Source organism: Floridaenema aerugineum BLCC-F46 (assembly GCF_041929345.1).
GTDB lineage: Bacteria > Cyanobacteriota > Cyanobacteriia > Cyanobacteriales > Aerosakkonemataceae > Floridanema > Floridanema aerugineum.
The window spans coordinates 37,384-62,729 of the sequence record NZ_JBHFNQ010000005.1 but is presented as its reverse complement, the minus strand read 5'-3'; the positions used below and the strand labels follow the sequence as shown (position 1 = coordinate 62,729).

Here is a 25,346-nt window from a genome sequence, read left to right as displayed (position 1 = left end):
TAGGGATTCTTTAGGGGATAGGGGTCAGGGGTTAGGTGATAGGGAAAAAGAATTTCCCCAACCCCCAACCCCTAACACCCAACCCCTTCTTTTTCCCCAACCCCTAACACCTACCCCCCAACCCCCAAGACTTTACAAAACTGGAGACTTAGCACGGTATTTACCAGATGGCAACATTGAATACCTGGGACGGATTGACAATCAAGTGAAAATCCGAGGTTTCCGTATTGAGTTGGGCGAAATTGAGGTAATTTTGGGGCAACATCCTCAAGTCCAAGCGGCTGTAGCGATCGTCCGCGAAGACACACCCGGAGATAAACGGCTAGTAGCATACATCACAGCAGAATCTTCAACGGTACTTAGCAGCAACGAACTGCGGCAATACCTGAAAGCGAAGTTACCAGATTATATGGTGCCGAGTGCTTATGTGTTATTGGAGACTTTGCCTTTAACTCCCAGTGGTAAAGTCGATCGTCGTGCCTTACCCGAACCTTCCGATCGCACTAGTTCGGATACAATTGTTTTACCCCGGAACCCCGTAGAACTGAAACTCGCACAAATCTGGTCAAAAATTCTCAAACTTGACCTTGTGGGGGTAAAAGATAACTTTTTTGACCTTGGTGGTCATTCCCTATTAATTCCTTATTTAATGGCGCAAATTAAGCAGGCGTTTAATAAGGATATCCCTTTAGCTACTCTCTTGCAAAATCCGACGATCGAACAGTTAGCAACTGTAGTGCAAAAAGACAAAGATGTGGATACTAAGAATGATTCTCCTTTGCTTGCAATTCAGCCTGTAGGTGAGCATCCACCTTTGTTCTGTGTACCCGGATCGGGTGGCTATTCCTTATACTTGTATAACTTGGCTCGTTGTCTCCCTTCAAACCAACCTTTCTACACTTTCCAAAAAAATTATTACCAGGAGATAGTGCCTATTACCCATATTGAGGAGGTAGCTGCTCACTACATACAGGCAATGCAGACAGTTGCACCTCAAGGCCCATATTTTTTAGCTGGGCATTCTTTTGGTGGTAAAGTAGCTTATGAAATGGCACAGCAGTTGCTCGATCGGGGAGAAGAAGTTGCTTTGTTGGCTATTCTTGACACTACACCACCCGGCTTTGGCAAAACTTCAGATGATTGGGATGATACTCAATGGTTGATTGATTTAGTTGGTGCAATGAAAGCTACTTTTGCATCTGATTTAGAGTTGGATGTCGAGAAGCTTTTATCTTTGGCTCCAGAGGCACAAATTCAATATGTTCTGGAGTATGTAAAAATGTTTGATATCCTACCTCCTGATGCTGATTCCACTTATTTGTTGCATCTGTTGCAATCTTTCATGGCAGATCATAAAGCTAAGTATTCCCCACAACAACAGGTTTATCCTGTCCACATTACTCTGTTTCGCTCTAGTGAAATTAAAGTCGAAGAAAATGAGTTTTTCCGTGAGGTTTTTCAGGATTCCACCTTTGGTTGGAGTGCTATTTCTGGAGCACCTGTGGATGTTCAATTTGTCCCTGGCAATCATACGACGATGTTACATTTCCCTCATGTTCAAGTTTTAGCCCAAAAGTTAAATACTTGCATCCAGCAAGCAAAATTAACAAGTAAAAACGGGCAATCTGCCTGATCTGACTTTTGAAGATTCCGCCCTTTGTGGGCGGATTATGTACCGAGTGTTGAAGTTTGGAAAAAAAAGATTTTAAGGAACTCAAATGAACACAAAAGTAACAGAAACTTATCCGCTTTCTTATGGTCAAGAAGCCTTATGGTTTCTCTATCAAAGGGCTCCAGAAAGCGTTGTATATAATACATATATTACGGTAAAAATTAACTCAACCCTAAATATTCCTACTTTCATCAGTGTATGGAATAAGATTTTTGAACGCCATCCGATTCTCCGAACCACTTATATCACTGACAAAGGCAAACCTGTTCAACAAATTAATAAAGAACAGAAATTTACTATTGACTTAACAGATGCCTCCGGTTGGAGTGAAGATTATTTAAAAGAGCAAATATTTGCCCAAACCGATCGCCCATTTAACCTAGAAAAAGATTCCGTTTTGCGGATTAATCTGTTTACTTGTTCAGAAAAAGCGCATATTCTCTTGCTAACCATGCACCACATTGCAGCTGATATGTGGTCTTTTGATTTACTGCTGAAGGATTTTCAGGCTTTGTATACTGCCGAAATTGAACCTGCAAGTCAAGAACAAGCGGAGGGTGTTGAAGGCTCTTTAATCCTAAATAAATCATATATAGATTTTGTGCGATGGCAGTCAGAAATGCTGTCGGATGAGAGGGGAGAAAAACATTGGCAATACTGGAAAAAACAATTAGCTGGTGAGTTGCCAATTGTGAATTTACTCCCAGACAAACCCCGTCCTCCCCTACAGACTTATCAAGGGGAATCACATCTTTTATGTTTAGATGATCGATTAATTCAAAAACTCAATAACCTGGCTCAAACCTCTGGCGAAAGCCTTTATCGGATTCTGCTAACCGCATTTTACGTATTGGTTTATCGCTACACCAATCAAGAAGATATTCTGATTGGAAGTCCAATGAGAGGACGTTGGAGTGGAGATTTTCAAGAGGTTGTTGGCTATTTGGTTAATCTGATCCCTTTACGAATTTCTGTGGATAAAAATGTCAAATTCGCAGAACTTCTCACTCAAGTTAGCAACACCGTAAAAGAAGGTCAAAATCATCAAGACTATCCGTTTTCTCTCTTGGCAGAACTACTCGAAGCCCAGCGAGATCCAAGTCGCCCTCCTTTATGTCAAGTGAGTTTCGGCTGGCAACGGCAGCATTGGTGTGAATCTAGTCGAGAACAAGTGCTAGAAATGGAGCCATACTTACTCGCACATCAAAGGGGTGCAGACTTTGATCTGACTTTAGCAGTGATGGAAGCTCAGGGAGTTTTGCAACTATGCTGGCAATATAATACTGACTTGTTTGAAGTTAGTACGATCGCACGCATGGCAGGGCATTTTGTCACCTTGCTTGAAAGTATAGTTGCTAATCCACAGCAGCAGATTGGGCAATTAACTCTGCTGACAGAAGCTGAGCAACAGCAGTTATTAGTTGAGTGGAACAATACTCAAGTAGATTATCCAGTTAATCAGTGTGTGCATCAGTTGTTTGAAGTGCAGTGTTTGAGGACACCAGATGCAGTAGCAGTGGTGTTTGAGAATCAACAACTAACTTACTCCCAATTGAATGCAAAAGCGAATCAGTTGGCACATTATTTGCGCTCTTTGGGTGTGGGTGCAGAGGTGTTGGTGGGGATTTGTGTCGAACGTTCTATTGAAATGATAGTCGGACTGTTGGGGATTCTCAAAGCGGGTGGCGCATACATTCCCCTTGACCCAGATTATCCTACTGAACGATTGCGCTTTATGTTAGAAGATTCTCAAGTAGGAGTGCTACTGACAAATGAGCGAACCAGAGAGAGGCTAACTGAGTATCAAGGAAACTTATTCTGTTTGGATACTGACGCTCATGTAATTCAAGAGTGGAGTCAGGATAATCCGAAGTCTCAAGTGCAAGCGACTAATTTAGCATACACGATTTATACATCTGGCTCTACAGGTCAGCCGAAAGGAGTACTAGTTACTCATCAATCGCTGCTCAATCTGGTGTTCTGGCATCAAAGTGCTTTTAATATCACGTATGAAGATAAAGCTACGCAATTAGCGGGAACGGCATTTGATGCTGCTGTCTGGGAACTGTGGCCTTACCTGACGAAGGGAGCTAGTATTTACTTGGTGAAAGCTGAGACTCTGCACAACCCGATCGATCTGCGAGACTGGCTGATTGCCCAAAAAATTAGTATCAGTTTTGTGCCCACACCTGTGGCAGAGAAGTTATTGAGTTTGGAATGGCCCGAAAGTGTAGATTTGCGAACTATGTTAGTTGGTGGGGATAAACTGCACAATTATCCCTCGCCGTTAGTGCCGTTTTCAGTGGTGAATAATTATGGGCCAACAGAGAATACGGTGGTGACAACTTCTGGGGTGGTAGCCGTCCAGGGGGAAAACAATGGTGCATCACCTCCTATTGGTCGTCCGATCGCTAATACCCAAGTTTACATACTGGACTCTTATCTGCAACCAGTACCAGTGGGTGTACCAGGAGAATTGCACATTGGAGGAGCTTCCTTAGCCAGAGGCTATCTCAACCGTCCTGAGTTAACTAATGAAAAGTTCATCCCCAATCCCTTCGGGGATAGGGGTCAGGTGTTAGGGTGTAGGGAAGAAGAATTTCCCCAACCCCTAACACCTACCCCCCAACCAAGAGTTCTTAGACTATATAAAACCGGAGATAAGGCACGCTATTTGCCTGATGGGAATATCGAATACTTGGGACGCATTGACAATCAAGTGAAGATTCGCGGTTTTCGCATTGAGTTGGGGGAAATTGAAGCCGTTTTGCGTCAACATCCTTTGGTGCAAGAGGGTGTGGTTGTGGCAAGAGAGGACAGCCTTGGGGATATACGTTTGGTAGCTTATTTAGTACCTGGTGTTAATCGCCAAGACTCCTTAGAGCAAGTAACCGAATGGCAAAGTGAGTACGTAAGCGATTGGCAAACACTCTATGAACAAACTTATAGCCAAGCTCAAGGGAAGAGTGATGACCTGACGTTTAATATAGCTGGTTGGAACAGTAGTTACACCAGAGATGCTATCCCCGCTGAAGAAATGCGGCTGTGGGTGGAAAGTACTGTCAGCCGAATTGAGTCTCTTGGGCCAAAAAGAGTATTAGAAATTGGTTGTGGAACAGGCTTATTACTATCTAGGGTGGCGAAAAACTGCCTAGAGTATTGGGGGATCGATTATTCCAGCGCCGCTATCGAGTACGTAGAACAGCTATGCTGCACCGTTGTCGGTCTAGAAAAAGTGAAATTGCGACAGCAAACCGCAGATAACTTTGCGGATATCCCGAAAGCCAAATTCGACACTGTAATTATCAATTCAGTGGTGCAGTATTTCCCCAGTGTGGATTATCTGTTGCAAGTTCTTGAAGGTGCGATCGGAGCAATTGATTCAGAAGGTGCAATCTTCGTTGGGGATGTCCGCAGCTTGCCTTTACTGGAACCTTATCATGCAGCGGTGAAGTTAGCTCAAGCGACTGAGGACAGAAGTGTGGACTCTTGGCAGCAGCAAGTCCGTCAAAGTATCGCCACTGAAGAAGAATTATTGATTGACCCCAGATTCTTTATCGCTTTAACACAACGCTTTCCTCAAATTGGCTCTTTAGAAATTCAGCCCAAACGCGGTTATGCTCAAAACGAACTCTCTCAATTCCGCTATGATGTGACGCTGCATTTGGGTGTTCAAGTTCAAACAACTGCTGTTCCTTGGTTAGACTGGCATCTAAACCAGCTTTCCTTCTCCCAAATTGAACAACAACTCGCCCGACAACAGCCCCACATTTTGGGAATTAGAAATGTACCCAATCAACGAGTGTCGCAAGCGCTACAAATTTGGGAATGGGCGAAAAATCCAAAAGAGGTCGAGACAGTAAAGGAACTGCGGCAACTGCTCTTCACACAGCCTACTACTGGTGTTAACCCGGAACAGTTTTGGGAGTTGGGAGAGCGTCTTGGCTACAGGGTTCATCTGAGTTGGTGGAAGGGTAGTCAGGATGGTTCATTCGATGTGGTATTTTGCTCGAATAGTTCTATACAAAAATCGATCGCTTTTTGGAATAGTGAGACTCTTGCCAAAAAATCCTGGACTGAGTATACAAACAATCCCTTACAAGGCAAGTTGGTCGAGAAATTAGTGCCGCAAGTGCGTGAGTTTCTCCAACAGAAGCTACCCAATTACATGATACCCAGTGCTTTTGTGACCCTGGAAGCTCTACCATTAACGCCTAACGGTAAGGTCGATCGTCGCGCTTTACCCGAACCTTCTGGTCACAGTAATTCGGATACAATTGTTTTACCCCGAAACCCCGTAGAACTGAAACTCGCACACATCTGGTCAAATATTCTCAAACTTGACCTGGTGGGGGTAAAAGATAACTTTTTTGACCTGGGTGGTCATTCTCTGTTAGCTCCCTACTTAATGGCTCAACTTAAGGAACAGTTTGGTAAGGATATCCCTTTGGCTACTCTGTTTCAAAATCCGACGATCGAACAGTTAGCAATTGCGGTGCAAAAGGATGCTGATACTAAGAGTGATTCTCCAATAGTAGCAATTCAGCCTATGGGTGAGCGTCCACCTTTGTTCTGTGTGCCGGGGGCGGGTGGCTATCCGTTCTACTTGTATAATTTGGCTCGTTGTCTTCCTCCAGACCAACCTTTCTACAGCTTCCAAGCAGCTTATGACAAGCAAAAATGGGTATCCATGACTTCTGTTGAGGAGAAAGCTGCTCGCTACATTCAGGCTATGCAGGCAGTTGCACCTCAAGGCCCTTATTTTCTGGCTGGACATTCTTTTGGTGGTCAAATAGCTTATGAAATGGCACTCCAGTTGATCGATCGGGGAGAAGAGGTAGCTCTGCTGGCTATTCTTGATGCTACAGCACCACAACGAATACCAACATCCTACTTAGAACAGCTAGAAAAGTTGGATGATGTTTCATGGATGCTAAGTTTTGATTACTCCATGAAAGCTGTCTATGGTAAAGAGTTAAATTTGGATGCTCAACAACTTCGCTCTTTGGCTCCAGAGGCACAAGTTCAATATGTTTTGGATTCCTTGAAAATGGCCGATCTTTTAGCTCCTGATGCTGACCCAACTTATTTGTCCCAGGTGTTGCAAGTTTACCGGGCTGAGAGTATGACTCCTTATGTCCCACAGCAGTTTCATGCTGCTCCCGTTACTGTGTTTCGCTCTAGGGAGGTTTTTGCGGTGGATGAGTCTGAGATTTCCGACCCGGAAATTCTTGAATATACAAAAAATGCTAGAGATAAGGCTTTGGGTTGGAATGCTTTTTCTAGCCAACCAGTGGATGTCCAATTTGTTCCAGGCGATCATGTTACGATCCTGCGTTTACCTCATGTTCAGGTTTTAGCAGAACGGTTGAATGCTTGCATCGAGCAAGTACATTTGACAATCAAGAATCGGGAATTAACTTTCTTTGTCTAAAAAGAATTCGCTTCAAAGGGGCGGATTCTTTATATTACCAAAAAAGCTGAAAATTTCGCACCTCCTTTATTAGGAAAAATCCAGGAAGTGAGGAATTTCTTTTAATAAGTTTTTTGTCGATTTTCTAAATTGTGGTAGTTGGTTTAAGGCGAAAAAATGGAATTGTTAGAGCTTGCTTGACTAATTTACTTAGCCGATCGATAATTAAAGTTGGCAAAGCAGTTTGCAAGGAAAAATATCATGTCTAACGAAATAGTAACAAACAGCAAAGCTGTACCTTTTTTCGCTCGGTTCTTAGATGATTCTATTTCATCTTCTTCGGTTGATGAAACTGAAACTCCACAAGAACCGACTCCAACTCCTCCAACTCCTCCTGTTCCTCCTTTTATATTTACTTTCAAGTTTCCTTCGGATTGGGAAGATTTTTAAATCCCGATTTTCGCTCGGAAAACAAGGAGTAAAAGCGCACAAGTGTCAACTACTCTTGGAAGCACGATCTTTGCTATCTTAAAGTAAAATTAAATATAGTAAGATCGTGCGTTCCTAATCAAGAAAATTTTTATTATCAGTTTGGAGCGAGTATTTAAAATAAAGTTATAAAAAATTTAAATTGTAATGATTGAGTTTTGGGTTGTTCCTAATATTGAGCGATGAAACCGCTCAAAACAAAACTTTTATACACCTGTTCTGTCATCAAATACATCAGATGGAAAATATTGTTACTAACAGATTGTATTTAGTACCCTTTAGCCTGGAAAGGGTAGAAGCTGCAATAATTGGCACAGATAAATTAGCAGATATTTTGGGAGTAAAAATTGCTCCTGATTGGCCTGATGAACAATTGCGGGAAAATCTGCCCGGAATCGCAGATATTCTCCGCAACTACCCGTTACAAAATGAATGGGGATGGGGATTCCTAGTCATTCATAAAGCAGAAAATATACTTATTGGTCACATTATGCTCAAAATCCCATTCGATATGAGTTCAGAAATAGGCTATCAGATAGTTCCATCTTATCAGCGGCAAGGATATGCCTCAGAAGCAACGACAGCAGTTATTGATTGGGCATTTTGTCAACCAAATGTACAAACAATTACTGCTGGATGTGATGCAGATAATATAGCTTCTAGGCGAGTGCTAGAAAAAATCGGAATGCAGCATATCGAAACACGCAATAAAGGGTTAATTTGGAAATTGAACAAAAGTTAAAAATCAAGAGCGAATTTATGAGGAACGATTAAACTCATAAATTCAAAAAATTACATTGTTGTCTCTGACTTGACTATTCTACGAACAGGAGTTAAAATTGGCAAAGCAGTTTGTCGGAGAAATAAGATGTCCACAAAAATAGCAAAGGTTATAGGTATCACAACTGTATCCTTTTACGCCTATTGCTTAGAAAAAGCCTGCACAGCCAGAAAATCCTTTCATATCATGTCCGTTGAATTACCCACAATAAAAACTCACCACGTTGTTGCGTAGGGACACGGCATCATAAATATTTTGGACAAACAGATAAAGTTAATTATGCCGTGTCCCTACTCCTAATTATGGGTAATCGATCGGACATAATATCACATCATATCCTTCTGATTGGGAGATTTTTAAGAAAATTTTTAAGTTTAGATATTTGAGTTGGAAAGAAGGGAGTAGGAGCGATTCACATAACTAACAAATACTACTACCTGAACATATAATAATTGCGATTTTAAACTTAGCTCTAAAATCGCAATCATCCCGCTTTGTTGGTATTAAATTTAACTAAGTTATAGATTAATTATAGATTAATTAAGTTATGTAAATAGCTGTTGTATTCTAATAAAAAGACTGATAATTTCAAATTATTCACAAGTCTCTTAGGAGAAAAGCTCATGGCTAAAGAGATCAAAACAGTTGATGTGACAGTAGTGCCATTTTTCGCTCGTTTCTTAGAAGTGCAAGCGTCTGCACAGTCAGAGAAGGCTCCTCTTCCTACAACTCTGAAGTATCCTTCTGATTGGGAAGAATATTAAGTTTAATTGCTTGATCGGAAAAGAAGGTAGTAGAAGTTAACAGATAACTGCTAACTACTTTTGAAAGCCTGATATTTACCATCTTAAAGTTAACTCAAATGGTAAATATCATGCCTTCACAACACAGTAAGGTTTTCCCAAGTAGCTGCTCTCAATAAAAGTTAAGAGTGTGAGAATCACAAATAAATTAAAATTAAATGATTGATTTGGGAGAATTCCTAAATATCGATCGAAGAACACTCGCAAAAGAAATATATTATGTCCTTGTCCAGTGATGTTGTTTTACTAATTACCCACAGTGGAGATTTCTTCACAATAGATAGAGTAGCAGAAGCCTTGTCAAAGAAAGGGGTGCAACCATTTCGCTTCGACACAGATAAGTTTCCCCTAGAAGTACAATTAACAGCACAATTTGACAAGTCAAAAAGTTATCACTGGTTGGAATATGGCGCAGATTCTATCAGTACAGAGCAGGTGAAAGCTGTGTGGATGCGCCGGATATGGGAGCCAAAATTTGGTGAAGAATTAGCTCCTCAGTTTCGAGAAGCTTGCATTAAAGAATCACGGGCAACATTGGATGGTTTTTGGGATAGCTTGAGAGAAGCTCGTTGGGTAGATGATTTAGAACGGATTAATGTGGCACATAATAAACTGCGCCAACTGCGAGTTGCTTCGGAAGTAGGTTTTGTGATTCCTCAGACTCTTATTACTAATAAAGCGGAAGCAGCAAGGGAGTTTTTCCAACAAGTTAAGGGAAAAATGGTGAGTAAGTTATTAACTGCGCTTTCCCGGAGTATGGAACAAACTTCTTTTTTTCTTTATACGAGTGTTGTTAAAGAAGAAGATTTACATGATGCTGAGTCACTGCGCTATTGCCCAATGGTTTTTCAAGAAGAGATTCCTAAGCAGTTGGAATTGCGGGTGGTGTATGTGAATGGTAATGTATTTGTGGGGGCGTTAGATGCGTCTGTTTATGCAGGAGAAAAAGTTGATTGGCGTTCTCCAGGTGTTGATGTTGGGAAATGGCAACATCATCAACTTCCTGAAGAGATTGTTGGTTGTCTGAAAGCGTTTATGGGTAAATTTGGGTTGCTGTTTGGAGCCTTTGATTTTATTGTGACACCAGCGGGAGAATATGTGTTTTTGGAAATTAATCCGAGCGGAGAATGGGGAATGTTGGAGAAAGATTTGGATTTGCCGATTTCTGGTGCGATCGCAGACGCTCTAATTTCCTAAAATTGATCTAACCTGTTCCACAAATCAAGCTAAACAACTAAAATCTTCAATCAAATGACAGTTTTAATTATTACTTACAGCAACGACAACGAAAGTATTCCTTTGGTAATGAAAGCGATCGAATCTAAAGGAGAAAAAGCTTTTCGTTTTGACACAGACAGATTTCCTACCGAAGTGCAACTTGATATTAAATATAGTGATGCGGAACAGGTAATTATTACTGATGGCGAACAGAAATTAGATTTGAGTGAAGTTTCCTCTGTTTGGTATCGCCGGATGCGTTATGGGCAGAAAATTCCTGACTCAATGGATAAGCAATTTAGAGATGCTTCAATAGAAGAATGTCGCGCTACAGTTAGGGGAACGATCGCTAGTCTCGAAGCATTTCATTTCGATAAAATGTCCAATGTGGATGTAGCTAAGAATAAGCAACTCCAGTTAAAAGTCGCCAGGGAAATCGGACTACTAACACCACGCACCCTAACTTCAAATAATCCAGAGGCGGTGAAACAATTTGCCCAAGAATGTCGGGAGCAGGGTATTATTACCAAAATGCTTTCTACCTTTGCGATTTACGGTGAGCAAGGTCAAGAGAATGTAGTGTTCACAACTCCGGTAACAGATGAAGATTTAGAACATTTAGAAGGACTACGCTTTTGTCCAATGACATTTCAAGAAAATGTTCCAAAAGCATTAGAGTTACGGATAACAATTGTGGGACATCAGGTATTTACAGCAGCAGTAAACTCGCAAAAGTTGGCAGGGTCTACTTATGATTGGCGGAAAGAAGGTAGAGCTTTACTTAAAAATTGGGAACCTTATAATTTGCCAGAAGATGTTGAGAAAAAGCTGCTCAAACTCATGGCTTACTTTGGGTTAAACTATGGAGCAATTGATATTCTCGTAACACCCGATGGTCGGCACGTATTCCTTGAGGTTAACCCGGTTGGGGAGTTTTTCTGGATGGAAATATATTCACCAAATTTTCCGATTTCTGAAGCAATTGCTGAGATTTTAGTTGGTAGAGAAAAAATAGGTTTGTTGTGAGGACTTTAGTCCTTTTATGAAAGGAATGTACGACTAAAGTCGCTACAACAAACTTGAATGTACGACTAAAGTCGCTACAACAAACCTAATTAGATTGAAATAACTCAAAATGCAGATATAATAAGTTTCGTCGCCCTCCTTGCTTTTTTAGTTAAGTGAGGACGAGAAAACCTATACTTCTGGAATATGCAAACTCAAGCTCTTAATAATCAACCCCAAAAGAATACTTCTTCCGGTTTTTTTAAGTTTTGGGAGGATGTCAGAGCGATCGCTCAACCTTATTGGTATCCAACAGAGGCAGAAGGGAGAGTATTTTCCGATGTGATCAGATCGTGGGGAATGCTGATTCTGATGATATTATTAATACTTGGTCTGGTGGGCTTAACTGCCTTTAATAGCTACTGGAATCGCTATGTAATCAATATTGTTATTGAAGAGAGAAACCTTTCTAAGTATATTGATACTTTATGGGTTTCCACACTGGGTATTGTGCTAGTAACTATCCTAGTAGCATTTTCTAGATTTATTAGAAAAAAAATTGCTCTTGATTGGTACAAATGGCTAAATAATCACATTTTAGGAAAATACTTAAGCAATCAAGCTTATTATCAAATCAACTATAAATCGGCTCTAGATAACCCAGATCAACGTATAGCACAAGAAATTGAACCCATCACTAAATATTTCCTCAGTTTCTCAGCTACTTTCCTGGAGAAAGTGCTGGAAATGATAACTTTTTTAATAATTATGTGGTCAATTTCTCCCATAATTACAATTATTTTGATTATTTATACAATAGCGGGCAACTTTATTGCCATCTACTTGAATCAAGAAATGAACAATATTAATCAAGAGGAACTTAAATTTAGAGCCGATTACAATTATTGTTTAACTCATATTCGGAATCATGCTGAATCAATAGCATTTTTTCAGGGAGAGACTGAAGAATCAAAAATCATCCAGCGTAGATTTAGTAATGTAGTATCTACTATTGAACGCAGATTAAATTGGGAGAGAAATCAAGATGCTTTTAACAGGGCATATCAGTCGGCTATTACTGTATTTTCAATGTTCATACTCACACCTTTATTTATTACCGATAAAATTGATTTTGGCGAAATTCAACAAGCCAGTTTATGTAGTTTTTTATTCTCTAATGCTTTGGGACAATTAATTAGTGAATTTGGTAGTTCAGGACGATTTTCCAGTTACGCTGAAAGATTATCAGAATTATCAAATGCTTTAGAATCAGTTAGCCAAAAACCCCAAAATGTAAGTACGATTAAAACTCTAGAAGACAATCGTTTAGGTTTCGAGAATTTAACTTTACAAACACCCGATTATGAACAAGTGATAGTAGAAAAGTTATCACTTTCTGTACCTCCGGGAGAAGGTTTATTAATTGTTGGGCCAAGTGGCAGAGGGAAAAGTTCTCTATTGCGTGCGATCGCAGGTTTGTGGAATGCTGGAACTGGTCGTTTAGTCCGACCTCCTCTAGAAGAGATGTTATTTTTACCGCAACGTCCTTATATCATTTTGGGAACTTTGCGCGAACAGTTACTTTATCCCAATACCGATCGGGAAATGAGCGATCGAGAACTCGAATCAGTTTTAGAACAAGTTAATTTACAAAATTTACTGCCACGAATCCAAGGTTTTGATAAAGAAGTACCTTGGGAAAATATCTTATCTTTGGGAGAACAACAGCGCATTGCTTTTGCACGAATACTCATAACTTCTCCCAGATTTACCATATTAGATGAAGCCACCAGTGCTTTAGATTTGAAAAATGAAGGAAATTTATATCAGCAGTTACAAGAAACGGAAACAACTTTTATTAGTGTAGGACATCGAGAAAGCCTGTTTAATTACCATAAATGGGTATTGGAGTTAGGAGAAAATTCTCAATGGCAACTTATTTCTATCTCTGATTATCAAAAGCAAAAAGCAAAGACCACCAATCCTAAATCTAATGGCACATCCAACGGAAATACCGTCCTGACTCGTTAGAACGACTGAAGTCTTGACATCCTCCCTGGCGTGAACGCACGGGGATTAAGAGAATCACTTCTGAGATTTCCTCTTTCGCTGAGTTGATTTACTTGGCTGAGTTTCCCCATCCAAGCCGGGATCATTCTCTCCAGAGGCGTTGATTCCTGTCTGCCCGACAGTATTTGCCCATTGTTTTAGGGCTGATTTTAAAATGTTTTTAATTGTTCAAAGATACGCAGCAATATTAATTTGCCCATATTTTAGGGCGGCTGCTTGAATTTGGCTAAGGAGTTCTCCAGTTTGCATCGGATCATTTACTAGAGTTAATAAAATAGGCTGCGAGGCATAGATAAAAGTACCTTGGCCGCGATCGCTTAAACTCACCAATAACCCTGAATTAAAATCAGCAGCATCCCCTAAGCCAAGAGTACAAAGCATCATACCTTGTGCTGCCATATTTTCGGCTTGTAAAATTAACGAATAAAAGTTCTCTAAAACATCTCCTTGTTGACTAGTTGGATATCCATTTTGAAATTTACTAAATAAAGTGATAAGGTGGTAAAGCTTCTCCCAAAGAGAGTTCCCAACGATGACAAGCTTTTTGCCAACTGAGAAATTGTTCAGCGAGTAACGATTCCTCTTGACGACTGACTAACAAATAAATCTTTGCTTGATCATTTTGAGGTTCAACTACTACGGCTGATTTGTGAATTTCCGTGATTTGAGAAACCATATTTTCCCATTCCGCAGCTTGGGCGGTGTAAAAGTTTTGTTGTGCTTGGTAGCGTTGTTTTTTAGCTAAAAAATATTGCCTTCCTCCGGCTTCGTTGGAAATAGGTTCATCTTCTAAAGTTCGGGAAGTAAATTTTAAGATATATTCCCCTTTTCCCTTTAATTGTTGCAGCTTTTCGAGATATTCTTGAGCATGAGATTCTAAATGATTTAGTAAACTTTCTTGTGATGCAAAAGATGTGCCGAAACGTAATGGTAAAACTGTGGTGTGAGAGAAAATTTGGCAGATTACGTGATCGTGCTCTACAACTGCTTGAATCAGTTTTTGGTCATCTTCTTTAATTGATTCTAAATCAACTTCTGCTTCCACTAAAGCCGCCACACCTGCACTGCTAACTAAAAATCCGGGCTGATTAATGCCGATCGGTAATTCGATCGCGGCATTTGGGGTATTTAAAAAGCAGTAAGTATAAAGGTTGGATGATTCCATATTTATTAGCATTAACAATTTAGATTAACTAAGAAGTTTAGCAAATAATTTTTACAACCCGTTAACAACTACCATTATAGCTGACTAATAGCTATAATATTATAGTTATTTCGATAAATAAATGCAAAATTCTAACTCCGGCAAAGTATTTCATCCCAAACTTAGCACAATGCCTCGTAATAAATCATATTATGTCCGGTTGATCAGCCATAATACCTTTTTTCCACGACCCTGTAGAGACGTTGCATGCAACGTCTCTACAGGGTGGGTAATCGACCGGACATGATATCAGAGGCATCCGAACAACTGAAGCTGTATAAGTTAGTTATAGAACGGCTGCATATTCAACAAGAACTGCAATTTATTGAGTAGAGACGTTATATAGGTTGTAGAGACGTTGTATACAACGTCTCTACAACCTAGACAAGGTTTCTATATTTTTTTTGGGAGATGTTAACTGATTATTCAAGTTGAGCAAATGTGTAAGGAGCAGTAAAATTGTTGTACCGAATTCGTAGACGATCGCCAAATTTTTGATCGATCGCTTCCACCTTTTCACTAAAGTTCGCTTCGCTATCCCAAGGAATCAAATAAGCCGCATTATAAATCATTTCTTCCGTCATTGTATCATTTTCAATGACTTCTTCTGCTAAAATATCCAATTCATTGCGAAACGTATTAATAACTTCTTCCTTGCGAAGTTGCAAACCTTCTTCTATTAACTTTCCTATTTCGATAACTTCCTCCATTCTTAAAGTTTTCCCTTCCAACATATCCCGTTTTTGTTTTAAACTAGGATTCGATACTAACAACCCTTGCATTTCCGAATTACTATTCCAAAATACCTTAACACTAACTTCTCGTTGTCCACTTAACTTGACAAATAAGTGTTCCAATTTTTCCTTATAAGGATTGATCAAGTTATTGGTAACTGCTTCCCAATCTTTCACTACCAATCCAAAACGTAGCGGTAAAAGGTTAGGAAAACCTTCATTCATCACCTGTTCTAACACCTTTTCATGGCACAAAAGATTCCGTCTAGAAGTTAAATATTTCTCTTGTTTTGCTTCCGAATACAAAAAGTTAAATCCATCGATAACCTGACTTTGAACTGGTGCTTTATCCAATCCTTCCAGTCTAACTGTTTCCGCAAGAGGTGCGGGTAAAATGCCGTAAAGATAAAAACCTGAACTCATCAGCTTTTCCTCCAAATAAATAAGCCTTAATCACCTGATGAAGTAACAACTAAACGTAATTTAGCGTGAATTAAATTCAAATTAGCTAATCCTAAATCTACATCGCCATGTAAAACAATTCCAATGTTTAAAAGCCTGTCTAACAATTCCAACACCGAAGGATTATGAGTACTTTCTCCCGGATAGTAAGTTCCGGGTGCGGGTAAAAGAGTCCCAAATTCGCCTAAATCTACATTTAAATCTTCGCGATCGATCTCAAAAATCTCGCACAATTGTTCCACTTGTTCTTCTAATTTTTGCAAACTTTCTGCGGCTTTATCTAATTCTAAATCGCTGATAATTCCTGCTTCCATCCGCCGAATTACTTGCGCTTCCATCAATTGGCGAATTAGTTCCACCACCGTTAACAATAAAGAAGCTAAACCTGATTTGCTGTTTAGTTTGTGAGTTTTGGGAGATATTTCATCAGAACTTTCAAATGGTGTGCTAACTAATTCCATAGAGATTTTCAGAAATTTTTACTTATCAAACCTCGAATCGTTTACTCTTCTTGCGGTAAAGGCGTTTCTGCTTTACTAGAACGACGCTTTCTATGTTCGCTACGAGTAACTTTTTCCGTTGGAGATGGCGGTAATTCCAATTGACTCATTGTAGCGGCTTTTAGCGATCGCATTTTTGCTTCTAAACTTTGCAACCGTTCTTGAAGTTGTTTGTTTTCCTCCAATAAATTCTGGGTTTTATTACTCAAATAAGGGTCATTTTCCCACCAATTAATGCCCATTTCCCTAGCTTTGTCAACGGAAGAAATTAACAACCTGATGCGAATATGCAACAGTTCGGTGGAAGCAACCGATACAGAAATATCTCCAGCGATCACAATTCCCTTATCCAAAACTCGTTCGAGAATATCTGCTAAAGTTGAGCCTTGGGTAGAAGTGGCAATTGCTCTCCCAGAGTTCATCTTAGAAGTTGGTTGTATTGGCGAATAAGTCACAATTAGTTCGACTCTCTAATGATATACAACCGATTTTTTGGCTGTACTGCGGTTAATTTGTAGGTTAATTGTTTTTTACCTCACCTTATTATAGTTAATTTGGTAGTTTCGCGACCGCTCCACCCCCAATATTGTCATCAATCCTATCAATTGCTTTTAAATTTGTAAACCTCCCCAAAATAAAAGTTTAAAAATGACATATTCCTTAGCTATTTTTATTTATTTAACCGCCATAAAATTTTATAAATTCCTCACTTGTAGTTTTATTCTTCATCCCCCAGAAATCTTAAGAAAACATTAATTTTTTTGATGATTTTTAAGATTTCTGCATCTAACCTCATCCTTCTAAGACTGATAGTAAATTATTTTGTCCTAAATCAATAACTAAGCGCTTTCCTGCTAATAAATTAAAATCTGGATAATTCTCAAAAATCCACCGATTCAGAGGACGTTCAACTAAACGCAATACACTTTTCGGACTTAGGGGAATTTGTTCTCGCCAAGAAGTGTGACGAATAGCTTCCAAATCCATCGTTTGAAAGCTTTCAGTCGATACTTAAGATTCGAGGCTACAATTGGGAAATTTACCCAATCTATTTGCTTCAACAATTGCATTACGACATTCGAGCATACTTGCGCCTGTTTTTCGAGAAAGTTCTTTTAAGCTTATTAATGGATAGGAATCTTGCGGTGCTTCCAGATATAATTCGTAAGCAACATCCAGCAGTTTCCAGTTAAGGGTTAAAGGCGTAACAGTGTTATTAATTAATGGTTTAACAGCCGCTTGCATTAGGTCAAACATAAGTCGATAAAAAGTATTTCCTAAATTTCAATTCTATATATGCCAAATTTCGCAAGCTTCGATCATCTACCTTGTGGCGATTTCAGTTTGTATCAAAAGATGTAAATTTTGCAGCAGTTTTTTACTTCTTAGGGCAGACTTGAAAGAATTGCAGCATATATTAAGGAGAGTCAGAAGCGATCGATCTCTAGAAAAACCCTACTATGCTGGAGACAATTAGATCGAGTTCGGTCAAACTCAATCATGCCTAATATACGTATTTTTCGCCGTCAATCCCCTGTAGAATTATGCTAAATTCGGGGACTAAAGACAGGGGACTAGGGACTAAGGACGAAGGACTAAGAGAATCTCCTGTGTCCTTACAAAATTGGCAGGACGATCGCCAAAGTTGCACCTTTCCCCGGTTGGGAAAAACATTGTAATTGTCCTCGATGTTGCTCGGTAATAATTTGGTAACTAATTGATAATCCTAAACCAGTTCCTTGACCAACAGGTTTGGTGGTGAAAAATGGATCGAAAACTTTTTGGCGAACACTTTCATCCATTCCCGGCCCATTATCAGCAATGTAAATCTTTACTGTTTGTGCGTCCGACATTTTGGTAGTAATTTGAATTCTGGGATAATCAATACCGGGAAACTGAGTTAAAGCATCGATCGCATTAGTCAGAATATTCAGAAACACTTGATTAATTTGGCTAGCATGGCAGTTAACTAGGGGAAGTTTCCCATAATCTTTGACGATTTCAATCTCCGAGTACTCGCTACTAGCTTTTAAGCGATGTTGCAAAATCATTAACGTACTATCCAGTCCTTCGTGTAAGTCTACTGCCTTCCTTTCTGATTCATCAAGGCGAGAGAAATTACGCAAACCCCGGATAATTTTAGAAATACGATCGCTCCCTCTTTCCATAGAATTAAACAGATTTTCTAAGTCCTCACGCAAGTATTCCAGATCCATTTCTGCTAATCTTTTGGCGAGCGCTGGATGTAAATTGGGAGAATTTTGTTCGTAAAGCGCCAGTAATTCAAATAATTCCTCGGTATATTCGCGGGCGTGTTCAATATTTCCTGAAATAAAAGTAATCGGATTATTAATTTCATGGGCAATCCCTGCTACTACTTGTCCCAAACTCGACATTTTTTCGGCTTGGATTAATTGCGTTTGAGTCTGCTGCAACATTTGCAGAGTTTGTTGCAAATGTTGGTTTTTTTCTTGAATATCAAGGTTAGCTTCCATCAGTTCAGTTGTACGTTCTTGAACTTTTTGTTCTAGATTTGCGAAAGCAGCATTCAATTGGTTTGCCATGAGATTGAAGGCATTAGACAGTGTATTAAGTTCTGCGATCGTCACGCCTTTAGAAACTTGTTGGTCTAAATTGCCACGAGACATAGCTTCTGCGGATTGAATCAAGTGCAATATAGGGAGAGAAATCCAACGAGAAGTGCAAATTCCTAACACTGTAGCGATGCCTAATGCGACAATACACAGCAAAATGGTAGTGCGAGTATTGGCATTAATTTCTGCCATAAAGTCTTTTTCTGGCACAACTATCACGATTAGCCAATCTAATCCTGATTTATCTTGATAAGGTATTATTTGTAAAAATTCCCGTGCGCCATCTATCTCTAAAGTTAGTTTCTCTCTCCCACTAATTTTGCTGAAATCACCAAAGCGTTCTTGTAAAAATTTCGCCGTCAATTTTGTTAACTTATTTTGACTATTAATAGCTGGAAGTCGTTGTAATGTTTCGTTTTTACCTGTCGAGTAGAAAGGATGTTCCCTTGTGGAACTGGCAACCAATAGCCCGGAACGTTCTAAAATAAAAGTCTGTCCTGACTTGCCAATTTTCAACTTACTCAGGAATCGATTAATATCTAACAAAACTAGGTCTGTAGCTACAACTCCCCTTAGCTTGTGGTTTTGATTGTAAATGGGAGTCCCAAGAGTTATGGCAAGTTGAGGTCTTCCGCGAAAAGCATAAATATCGCTCCAGATTGATTTACCTTGGGTAGCGACGGCAAGATACCAAGGGCGACGACGCGGGTCGAAGTTTGGTATGGAACCGATTAACTTTTGCGTCAGTTTCCCTTGGCTATCGGTGGCGTAGCCGTTCATGTTGTAACCTGTGGCGCGATCGACAATCGAAATGATCAAACCTTCTTCATTAAAGTTGTTGATTCCATAAAATTCGCCTTTCTCGTTGCCAACTTGAATCACACTAACTCCCGCAAACAATTTAATTTTTTGTAAAAAGTATCTGTCCATACTGCGGGGTTTTTCAGGATTGAGATATCCTAGATTAATTGCATCTAAAACGTTTTGATTAACGATATAGGGTTTTTGTAAATAATTATGGAGGTGTTGTTCGATGCGATCGCCTATTTCCCGCTGCAATTGAATCACAATATTTTCTACTGCCTTTTGTCCATTGCGTAAAGAAAGCCATCCTGTTAATCCCACCACTGTAAAAATTTGTAATACAAAAGGAACAATTAAGATAAATCGCAGGTGTAATTTCATATTCTCACTTATAAAATGCTTTTCATAGTTCTTAGTGTAGTTATAATATCACTTTTTTGAGCCAAATAAATTGAGGTTTTTAACCAGATCAGGAAAAGCCAGAACTTGCTGAGCATTTTGTGGTGCAGTTAGCACAGTAGTTACAAAGAATTGATTTTTGACCGCTTTAGTTCTAAAATGGGTAAAATAAATAGTGAACTTAGTTAATTAAAACTTCAATTAAGATTAGATATAAGATAAGGATTATGAGTGGCACACCCAAATTTTCGGAAGCAGAAATCGCCGAATGGAAACAAAAACTATTAGAAGCTCAACGTCAGAGACGGGCGAAAATTGAAGCAAGACGACGACAAGAAGCAGAAGAATTAAAACGACAAAGACAATTAGAAGATTCGCGTCACAAACTGCAGTAAGTCCTGTAAATAATCGGCTAATGCTAAACAATAGACATTTCCAGAATTACAAGGTGCATTACCTGAAAACCTTGTAGAGACGTTATATATAACGTCTCTACAAGGTTTTTTGGAGATGTTTAATAAACAATTAGCCGATCGCCAGTTAATTTGCTTAATGAGAATTGAACCAACCTAATCTAGTTTTTCTTTCACTTTGTCGAGCGCATCACTAGCAGCATTCTTAATTCCATCCAGCAAATTTTGGGCTTGATCTTTAATATCTGCCGCTGTATTCAAAGCCGCTGCTTGCGCTTGTTTGATTTCTCCTTCCGCTTTCATTTTGCGATCGCCAGTCAACTCACCCGCAGCTGCTTGTAATTTGCCTTCCGCATCTTTAGCCGCCGCTTTAATTTTGTCTTCAATGCTCATAATTCCTCTTCAGAAAATAATCTAATTATCAAGCTATATGCACCAGGAAAAAATGTCAAGTAGTACGTTGTTGCGCTGGATTCGCGCTTAGCACAACAACGTACCAAACTAAGGCAAAGAAACAAAATCAGCCTGAGTAATTAAATTAACAGCAATTCCATTCAAAGTTGCCAACAACTCATTACTAACCAGCTGAGTAATTACCGTATTATTTCCACTTTGGGTAAAGGCCAATTGTGCGAAAGTCAACCCACCAGATAAAGCCAAGAAATCTACCCCATCTTGGAAATCAGTAATCACATCACCACCCTTACCAGCAGCTAACACAAATTGGTCACTTCCATTACCACCAGTCAGAGAATCATTACCCAAATCACCACTGAGGAAATCATTCCCATCACCACCAATCAAAGTGTCATTTCCTTGACCACCATAAAGAGAATCATTTCCACTATCACCACTTAGCCAATCTGTCCCTTGATTGCCAAAGATTAAATCATCACCTTTCCCCCCACAAATATCATCAATATCAGTATCAGAAACCCCTGTTCCATTACCCCCGACGAGGGTATCATTGCCCTCATCACCACAGATAAAATCGTTACCTAAATCGCCAAACACCAGATCATCTCCGGCTTCTCCGAACAGATAATCTTGCCCTTGACCACCACGAATCGTGTCATTACCATCCTCACCAAAGATAAAGTCTTTGCCAGTATTACCGTGAAGCAAATCATTACCTTCACCGCCAAAGATCACATCATCATCGGTACTTCCTGATAAATCATTAGCACCATTGCCAAATACAGTATCGTCGCCTTTATCACCAGCTAAAATGTCATCGCCTTTATCGCCGTAGATGATGTCATTACCTTGACCGCCGCGCACGAAATCAGTATCTTGACCGCCGCGCACCGTATCATTACCTTCATTACCCTGAACATAATCCTGATTTTGGTTCCCATTGAGAAAATCGTCGCCTTCTCCACCAGCAACCCAATCGTCATCGGTACTACCAAAAACTTGATCGTTTCCGGTTCCACCAACTAAATTATCATTACCTCCTTCACCAAGGAGAAAATCATTGCCAGCAAAACCGAAAATCTCATCATTTCTAAAGTTGCCGACCTGAAAATTAGAGTTATCATTACCATCTAGGAGATCGTCAAATGGATTTAAATTGATGAATACACCGGGCAAATTATTCAGATCGGGAGCCGTAATATAATCACAGAAACAATCTTCTAGATCGGCGATCGCAATACTAGCATTAACAGCACTGCCAAGGTTATAACCAGTTCCATTATTTAAAACCAGTTGAACAGTTTTATTGGGATCAAATACACTGTCAGTAAGTGGGGCAACGTTTAAGGTAGCGGTAGTTTGGAAAGCTGCAATGGTAAAACTATTAGCAGTTAGGTTGATAATGTTAGTACTTGTGGTTAAGTTGTAATCAGTATTCTGAGTAGCAGTTCCGGCTAAACCATAGTTAATCGTCAAACCACCTGCGGGGGCGGGACTATCCAAGATAATGATAAAAGTGGCGTTGACTAGACCTCTTTCTCCGGCAAAACCTTGAGAGGTAACGTTAACAGTGGGTGTATTATCGGCAATGGTCACACTGGCTTTAGTAGTAGCCCCTAAAGTGTAGTTACTAGCACCACTTTCCAAGGTGAGTTCGACAGTTTCATTCGGGTCAAACACGGTATCTTCAACGGGGCTGACGTTTATGGTAGCAGTGGTTTGTCCCGCCGCAATAGTAAAAGTTTGGGCAGCTACGCTGGAAATATTGTTACCCGGTGTCAAAGAGAAATCAGTGGTGGGAGTGGCAGTTCCCCCTACCTTATAGTCGATCGTCAAACCACCTACGGGGGCGGGGCTGTCCAAAGTAATGATAAAAGTACCGTTGTTGCTACCTCTTTCGTTGGCATTTGTGCCTGGGGCAATGGTGAGGGTGCGGACATCATCGGCAATGGAGAGGGTGGCGTTTTTGGTAGCACCGACATTGTAGTTAGTTCCAGCATTTAACGTGAGTTGGACGGTTTCTCCTGGATCTTTCACTCCATCGTCTACAGGAGTAACGTTTAAGGTAGCTTTGGTTTCTCCAGCTGCGATCGTAAAACTGTTAGTAGTTAGGTTGGCAATTTTGTCGCCTCTGGCAATAGTGTAATCAGTAGTGCGGGTAGCTGTTCCCGCCACACTGTAGTTGATGGTCAAACCACCTGCGGGGGCAGGGTTATCTAAGGTAACGAGGAAAGTGCCATCGATCGTACCTCTTTCACTAGGATTTGTCCCTGGCGCAATAGTAATAGTCGGGAGAGTCGGGAGATTTGGAATAACGGGGGGAGTAACATCATTATCGGCAATGGTCAGAGTGGCATTATTGCTAGCACTAACCGTATAGCCAGTTCCATTATTTAACGTGAGTTGGACAGTTTCATTCGGGTCAACTACGTTGTCATCAAATGGGTTGACATTTATTGTGGCAGTGGTTTGTCCGGCTGCAATAGTAAAACTGGTGGGTGTAATGGCGGTAAGATTGTTGCCTGTGGCTAGGTGGTAGTCGGTGTTATTGGTAGCTGTTCCGGCTACACCATAGTTGACGGTTAAACCGCCTGCGGGTGCGGGTTTGTCTAAGGTGACGACAAAGGTGCCGTTGCTGCTACCTGCTTCGCTGGGATTTGTACCTGCGGCAATGGTGATAACTGGGGGAATAATCGGAGCCGCTACATCATCATCGAGAATGGGGACAATAGCCTGAGTGATGGTACCGAGCTTATAGTTACTACCACTGGTTAAGGTGAGTTGGACGACTTCAGTTGGCTCAACATCAGTGTCGTCAACAGGGACGACATTTAAGGTTGCAGTGGTTTGGAAAGCAGCAATAGTAAAACTGTTGGGCGTAACTGTGGTGATGCCGTTGCCTTTAGCTAGATTGTAATCAGCAGGACGGGTGGCTGTTCCGCCAATGTTATAGTTGACAGTTAAACCGCCTTGTGGGGCTGGTGTGTCTAAGTTAATGGTAAAGGTACCGTTAATGTGACCTTGTTCTCTGGCAAGTGTGGTAGAACCAAGGGTGACAATGGGTAACAGGCTGAGTTTGGCTACGTAGGTGTCTAAGTTTCCTTTAGAAGTTAGAAGTTTAGTTCCGAAACTGGCGTTGCCATTGAAAGCGCCTGTGATGTAAGCATTGCCGCTATTGTCGGTGGTAATACTTCTGCCTTGATCGGCACCACTACCCCCCATACCGATCGCTGAAGTGACATTGCCACTGCTGTCTAGTTTAGCTACGAAGATGTCATTGCTACCTTTGGAAGTCAGGGTAACACTCCCAAAGGTGGTGCTGCCAGTGAAAATACCTGTGGTGTAGACATTACCACTACTGTCGGTGGCGATGCTGTTACCTCCGTCACTACCGATAGAACCAAAACTTTTCGCCCAAGCAACATTGCCACTGCTGTCCAGTTTAGCTACGAAGATGTCAGTGCTACCTTTGGAAGTCAGGGTAACACTGCCAAAGGTGGCGCTGCCAGAGAAAACACCTGTGGTGTAGAGGTTGCCACTACTGTCGGTGGCGATGCTGGAACCTGTGTCAGTACCGATAGAACCAAAACTTTTCGCCCAAGCAACATTACCACTGCTGTCCAATTTAGTTATGAAGATGTCAGCGTCGCCTTGGGAAGTCAGGGTAACACTCCCAAAGGTGGCGCTGCCAGTGAAATTACCTGTGGTGTAGACATTACCGCTGCTGTCGGTAACGATGCTATTGCCAGCATCGCCGCTGGCACCACCGAAACTTTTCGCCCAAGCGACATTGCCACTGCTGTCCTGTTTAGCTACGAAGATGTCAAAGCCGCCTTGGGGAGTTAGGGTCGTACTCCCAAAAGTGGCCTTGTCACCGAAATAGCCTGTGGTGTAGAGGTTGCCACTATTGTCGGTGGCGATGTCGTAGCTTATGTCATTATTATCACTTCCGTAACTTTTCGCCCAAGTGAAATTGCCATTGCTCTCCAGTTTGGTTACGAAGATGTCATTCTTACTGTTGGTGGAAGTCAGGGTCGTATTCCCAAAGGTAGCGCTGCCAGAGAAAACACCTGTGGCGTAGAGGTTGCCACTACTGTCGGTGACTATAGCCTTGGGACTATTGCTGTCAGTTCCAGGGATACTTTTTGCCCAAATCACATTACCACTGCTGTCCTGTTTGGTGATGTATACATCACTGTTTCCCTGGGAAGTCAGGGTCGTATTCCCGAAGGTGACGCTGCCACTGAAAAAACCTATGCTGTAGAGGTTGCCGCTACTGTCGGTGGCAATATCGTAGCCAGCATCAGGCCCAGTACTACCGAAACCTTTTGCCCAAATAACTTCAGTCATTGTGAACTCCTTTGAATA

General features: G+C 40.7%; 20 protein-coding genes. 10 read left to right on the top strand and 10 right to left on the bottom strand.

Features of this window, described 5'->3' with window-relative positions:
- The 8 genes from ACE1CC_RS00580 to ACE1CC_RS00545 form a co-directional block, all read left to right on the top strand.
- On the top strand, positions 1-1,633 hold a 1,633-nt coding region (locus ACE1CC_RS00580), incomplete at its 5' end, for a thioesterase domain-containing protein (protein ID WP_413268530.1).
- An 85-nt stretch (positions 1,634-1,718) separates the two neighbouring features.
- Positions 1,719-7,106, top strand: coding sequence for an amino acid adenylation domain-containing protein (locus ACE1CC_RS00575; protein ID WP_413268529.1), 5,388 nt, complete (start codon positions 1,719-1,721; stop codon positions 7,104-7,106).
- Between the two features lie 240 nt (positions 7,107-7,346).
- Complete coding sequence (locus tag ACE1CC_RS00570) at positions 7,347-7,535, top strand: microviridin/marinostatin family tricyclic proteinase inhibitor (protein WP_413268528.1); 189 nt, start codon at positions 7,347-7,349, stop codon at positions 7,533-7,535.
- Positions 7,536-7,812: 277 nt separating this feature from the next.
- A complete protein-coding gene (locus tag ACE1CC_RS00565; RefSeq protein WP_413268527.1) occupies positions 7,813-8,316 on the top strand; it encodes a GNAT family N-acetyltransferase in 504 nt (167 codons plus the stop codon).
- Between the two features lie 662 nt (positions 8,317-8,978).
- Positions 8,979-9,119, top strand: a complete 141-nt coding sequence (locus ACE1CC_RS00560) for a microviridin/marinostatin family tricyclic proteinase inhibitor (protein ID WP_413268526.1) — start codon at positions 8,979-8,981, stop codon at positions 9,117-9,119.
- 258 nt (positions 9,120-9,377) lie between these two features.
- A complete protein-coding gene (locus ACE1CC_RS00555; RefSeq protein WP_413268525.1) occupies positions 9,378-10,355 on the top strand; it encodes an MvdC family ATP-grasp ribosomal peptide maturase in 978 nt (325 codons plus the stop codon).
- A gap of 54 nt (positions 10,356-10,409) precedes the next feature.
- Positions 10,410-11,402, top strand: a complete 993-nt coding sequence (locus ACE1CC_RS00550) for an MvdD family ATP-grasp ribosomal peptide maturase (RefSeq protein ID WP_413268524.1) — start codon at positions 10,410-10,412, stop codon at positions 11,400-11,402.
- 186 nt (positions 11,403-11,588) lie between these two features.
- Complete coding sequence (locus ACE1CC_RS00545; protein ID WP_413268523.1) at positions 11,589-13,412, top strand: ABC transporter ATP-binding protein/permease; 1,824 nt, start codon at positions 11,589-11,591, stop codon at positions 13,410-13,412.
- 207 nt (positions 13,413-13,619) lie between these two features.
- Here the strand turns inward: ACE1CC_RS00545 and ACE1CC_RS00540 are convergent, their stop codons facing one another.
- Complete coding sequence (locus ACE1CC_RS00540; protein WP_413268522.1) at positions 13,620-13,850, bottom strand: hypothetical protein; 231 nt, start codon at positions 13,848-13,850, stop codon at positions 13,620-13,622.
- Positions 13,851-13,932: 82 nt separating this feature from the next.
- Positions 13,933-14,616, bottom strand: coding sequence for a GvpL/GvpF family gas vesicle protein (locus ACE1CC_RS00535; RefSeq protein ID WP_413268521.1), 684 nt, complete (start codon positions 14,614-14,616; stop codon positions 13,933-13,935).
- A gap of 246 nt (positions 14,617-14,862) precedes the next feature.
- Here ACE1CC_RS00535 and ACE1CC_RS00530 point away from each other — a divergent pair, with 246 nt between their 5' ends.
- Positions 14,863-14,988, top strand: coding sequence for a hypothetical protein (locus ACE1CC_RS00530; RefSeq protein ID WP_413268520.1), 126 nt, complete (start codon positions 14,863-14,865; stop codon positions 14,986-14,988).
- A gap of 89 nt (positions 14,989-15,077) precedes the next feature.
- On the opposite strand, the gene gvpF is transcribed toward ACE1CC_RS00530, so the two are convergent.
- The 6 genes from gvpF to ACE1CC_RS00500 all read right to left on the bottom strand — a co-directional run bounded on the left by gvpF (position 15,078) and on the right by ACE1CC_RS00500 (position 20,130).
- Positions 15,078-15,812 (bottom strand): gas vesicle protein GvpF, encoded by a 735-nt coding sequence (gene gvpF / locus ACE1CC_RS00525; RefSeq protein WP_413268519.1) that lies wholly within the window; start codon positions 15,810-15,812, stop codon positions 15,078-15,080.
- A 26-nt stretch (positions 15,813-15,838) separates the two neighbouring features.
- Positions 15,839-16,312: a gas vesicle protein K gene (locus ACE1CC_RS00520; RefSeq protein ID WP_413268518.1), complete on the bottom strand. Its 474-nt coding sequence runs from the start codon at positions 16,310-16,312 to the stop codon at positions 15,839-15,841.
- A gap of 41 nt (positions 16,313-16,353) precedes the next feature.
- Positions 16,354-16,806, bottom strand: a complete 453-nt coding sequence (locus tag ACE1CC_RS00515; RefSeq protein WP_459563774.1) for a gas vesicle protein — start codon at positions 16,804-16,806, stop codon at positions 16,354-16,356.
- 337 nt (positions 16,807-17,143) lie between these two features.
- Entirely contained in the window at positions 17,144-17,338 is a 195-nt protein-coding gene (locus ACE1CC_RS00510; RefSeq protein WP_413268517.1) for a hypothetical protein, read from the bottom strand.
- 24 nt (positions 17,339-17,362) lie between these two features.
- A complete protein-coding gene (locus ACE1CC_RS00505) occupies positions 17,363-17,608 on the bottom strand; it encodes a hypothetical protein (protein ID WP_413268516.1) in 246 nt (81 codons plus the stop codon).
- Positions 17,609-17,967: 359 nt separating this feature from the next.
- Positions 17,968-20,130: an ATP-binding protein gene (locus ACE1CC_RS00500; protein WP_413268515.1), complete on the bottom strand. Its 2,163-nt coding sequence runs from the start codon at positions 20,128-20,130 to the stop codon at positions 17,968-17,970.
- Positions 20,131-20,375: 245 nt separating this feature from the next.
- Here ACE1CC_RS00500 and ACE1CC_RS00495 point away from each other — a divergent pair, with 245 nt between their 5' ends.
- Positions 20,376-20,543, top strand: coding sequence for a hypothetical protein (locus ACE1CC_RS00495; RefSeq protein WP_413268514.1), 168 nt, complete (start codon positions 20,376-20,378; stop codon positions 20,541-20,543).
- Between the two features lie 174 nt (positions 20,544-20,717).
- Here ACE1CC_RS00495 and ACE1CC_RS00490 read toward each other — a convergent pair whose 3' ends face one another.
- Positions 20,718-20,954, bottom strand: a complete 237-nt coding sequence (locus ACE1CC_RS00490) for a CsbD family protein (RefSeq protein ID WP_413268513.1) — start codon at positions 20,952-20,954, stop codon at positions 20,718-20,720.
- Positions 20,955-21,062: 108 nt separating this feature from the next.
- Positions 21,063-25,328, bottom strand: coding sequence for a beta strand repeat-containing protein (locus ACE1CC_RS00485; RefSeq protein ID WP_413268512.1), 4,266 nt, complete (start codon positions 25,326-25,328; stop codon positions 21,063-21,065).
- Between the last annotated feature and the right edge of the window lie 18 nt (positions 25,329-25,346).

Coding starts and splice junctions, on each gene's coding strand:
- ACE1CC_RS00575 (WP_413268529.1), top strand. CDS start 1,719: ATGAACACAAAAGTAACAGAAACTTATCCGCTTTCTTATGGTCAAGAA.
- ACE1CC_RS00570 (WP_413268528.1), top strand. CDS start 7,347: ATGTCTAACGAAATAGTAACAAACAGCAAAGCTGTACCTTTTTTCGCT.
- ACE1CC_RS00565 (WP_413268527.1), top strand. CDS start 7,813: ATGGAAAATATTGTTACTAACAGATTGTATTTAGTACCCTTTAGCCTG.
- ACE1CC_RS00560 (WP_413268526.1), top strand. CDS start 8,979: ATGGCTAAAGAGATCAAAACAGTTGATGTGACAGTAGTGCCATTTTTC.
- ACE1CC_RS00555 (WP_413268525.1), top strand. CDS start 9,378: ATGTCCTTGTCCAGTGATGTTGTTTTACTAATTACCCACAGTGGAGAT.
- ACE1CC_RS00550 (WP_413268524.1), top strand. CDS start 10,410: ATGACAGTTTTAATTATTACTTACAGCAACGACAACGAAAGTATTCCT.
- ACE1CC_RS00545 (WP_413268523.1), top strand. CDS start 11,589: ATGCAAACTCAAGCTCTTAATAATCAACCCCAAAAGAATACTTCTTCC.
- ACE1CC_RS00540 (WP_413268522.1), bottom strand. CDS start 13,850: ATGGCAGCACAAGGTATGATGCTTTGTACTCTTGGCTTAGGGGATGCT.
- ACE1CC_RS00535 (WP_413268521.1), bottom strand. CDS start 14,616: ATGGAATCATCCAACCTTTATACTTACTGCTTTTTAAATACCCCAAAT.
- ACE1CC_RS00530 (WP_413268520.1), top strand. CDS start 14,863: ATGCAACGTCTCTACAGGGTGGGTAATCGACCGGACATGATATCAGAG.
- gvpF (WP_413268519.1), bottom strand. CDS start 15,812: ATGAGTTCAGGTTTTTATCTTTACGGCATTTTACCCGCACCTCTTGCG.
- ACE1CC_RS00520 (WP_413268518.1), bottom strand. CDS start 16,312: ATGGAATTAGTTAGCACACCATTTGAAAGTTCTGATGAAATATCTCCC.
- ACE1CC_RS00510 (WP_413268517.1), bottom strand. CDS start 17,338: ATGGATTTGGAAGCTATTCGTCACACTTCTTGGCGAGAACAAATTCCC.
- ACE1CC_RS00505 (WP_413268516.1), bottom strand. CDS start 17,608: ATGTTTGACCTAATGCAAGCGGCTGTTAAACCATTAATTAATAACACT.
- ACE1CC_RS00500 (WP_413268515.1), bottom strand. CDS start 20,130: ATGAAATTACACCTGCGATTTATCTTAATTGTTCCTTTTGTATTACAA.
- ACE1CC_RS00495 (WP_413268514.1), top strand. CDS start 20,376: ATGAGTGGCACACCCAAATTTTCGGAAGCAGAAATCGCCGAATGGAAA.
- ACE1CC_RS00490 (WP_413268513.1), bottom strand. CDS start 20,954: ATGAGCATTGAAGACAAAATTAAAGCGGCGGCTAAAGATGCGGAAGGC.
- ACE1CC_RS00485 (WP_413268512.1), bottom strand. CDS start 25,328: ATGACTGAAGTTATTTGGGCAAAAGGTTTCGGTAGTACTGGGCCTGAT.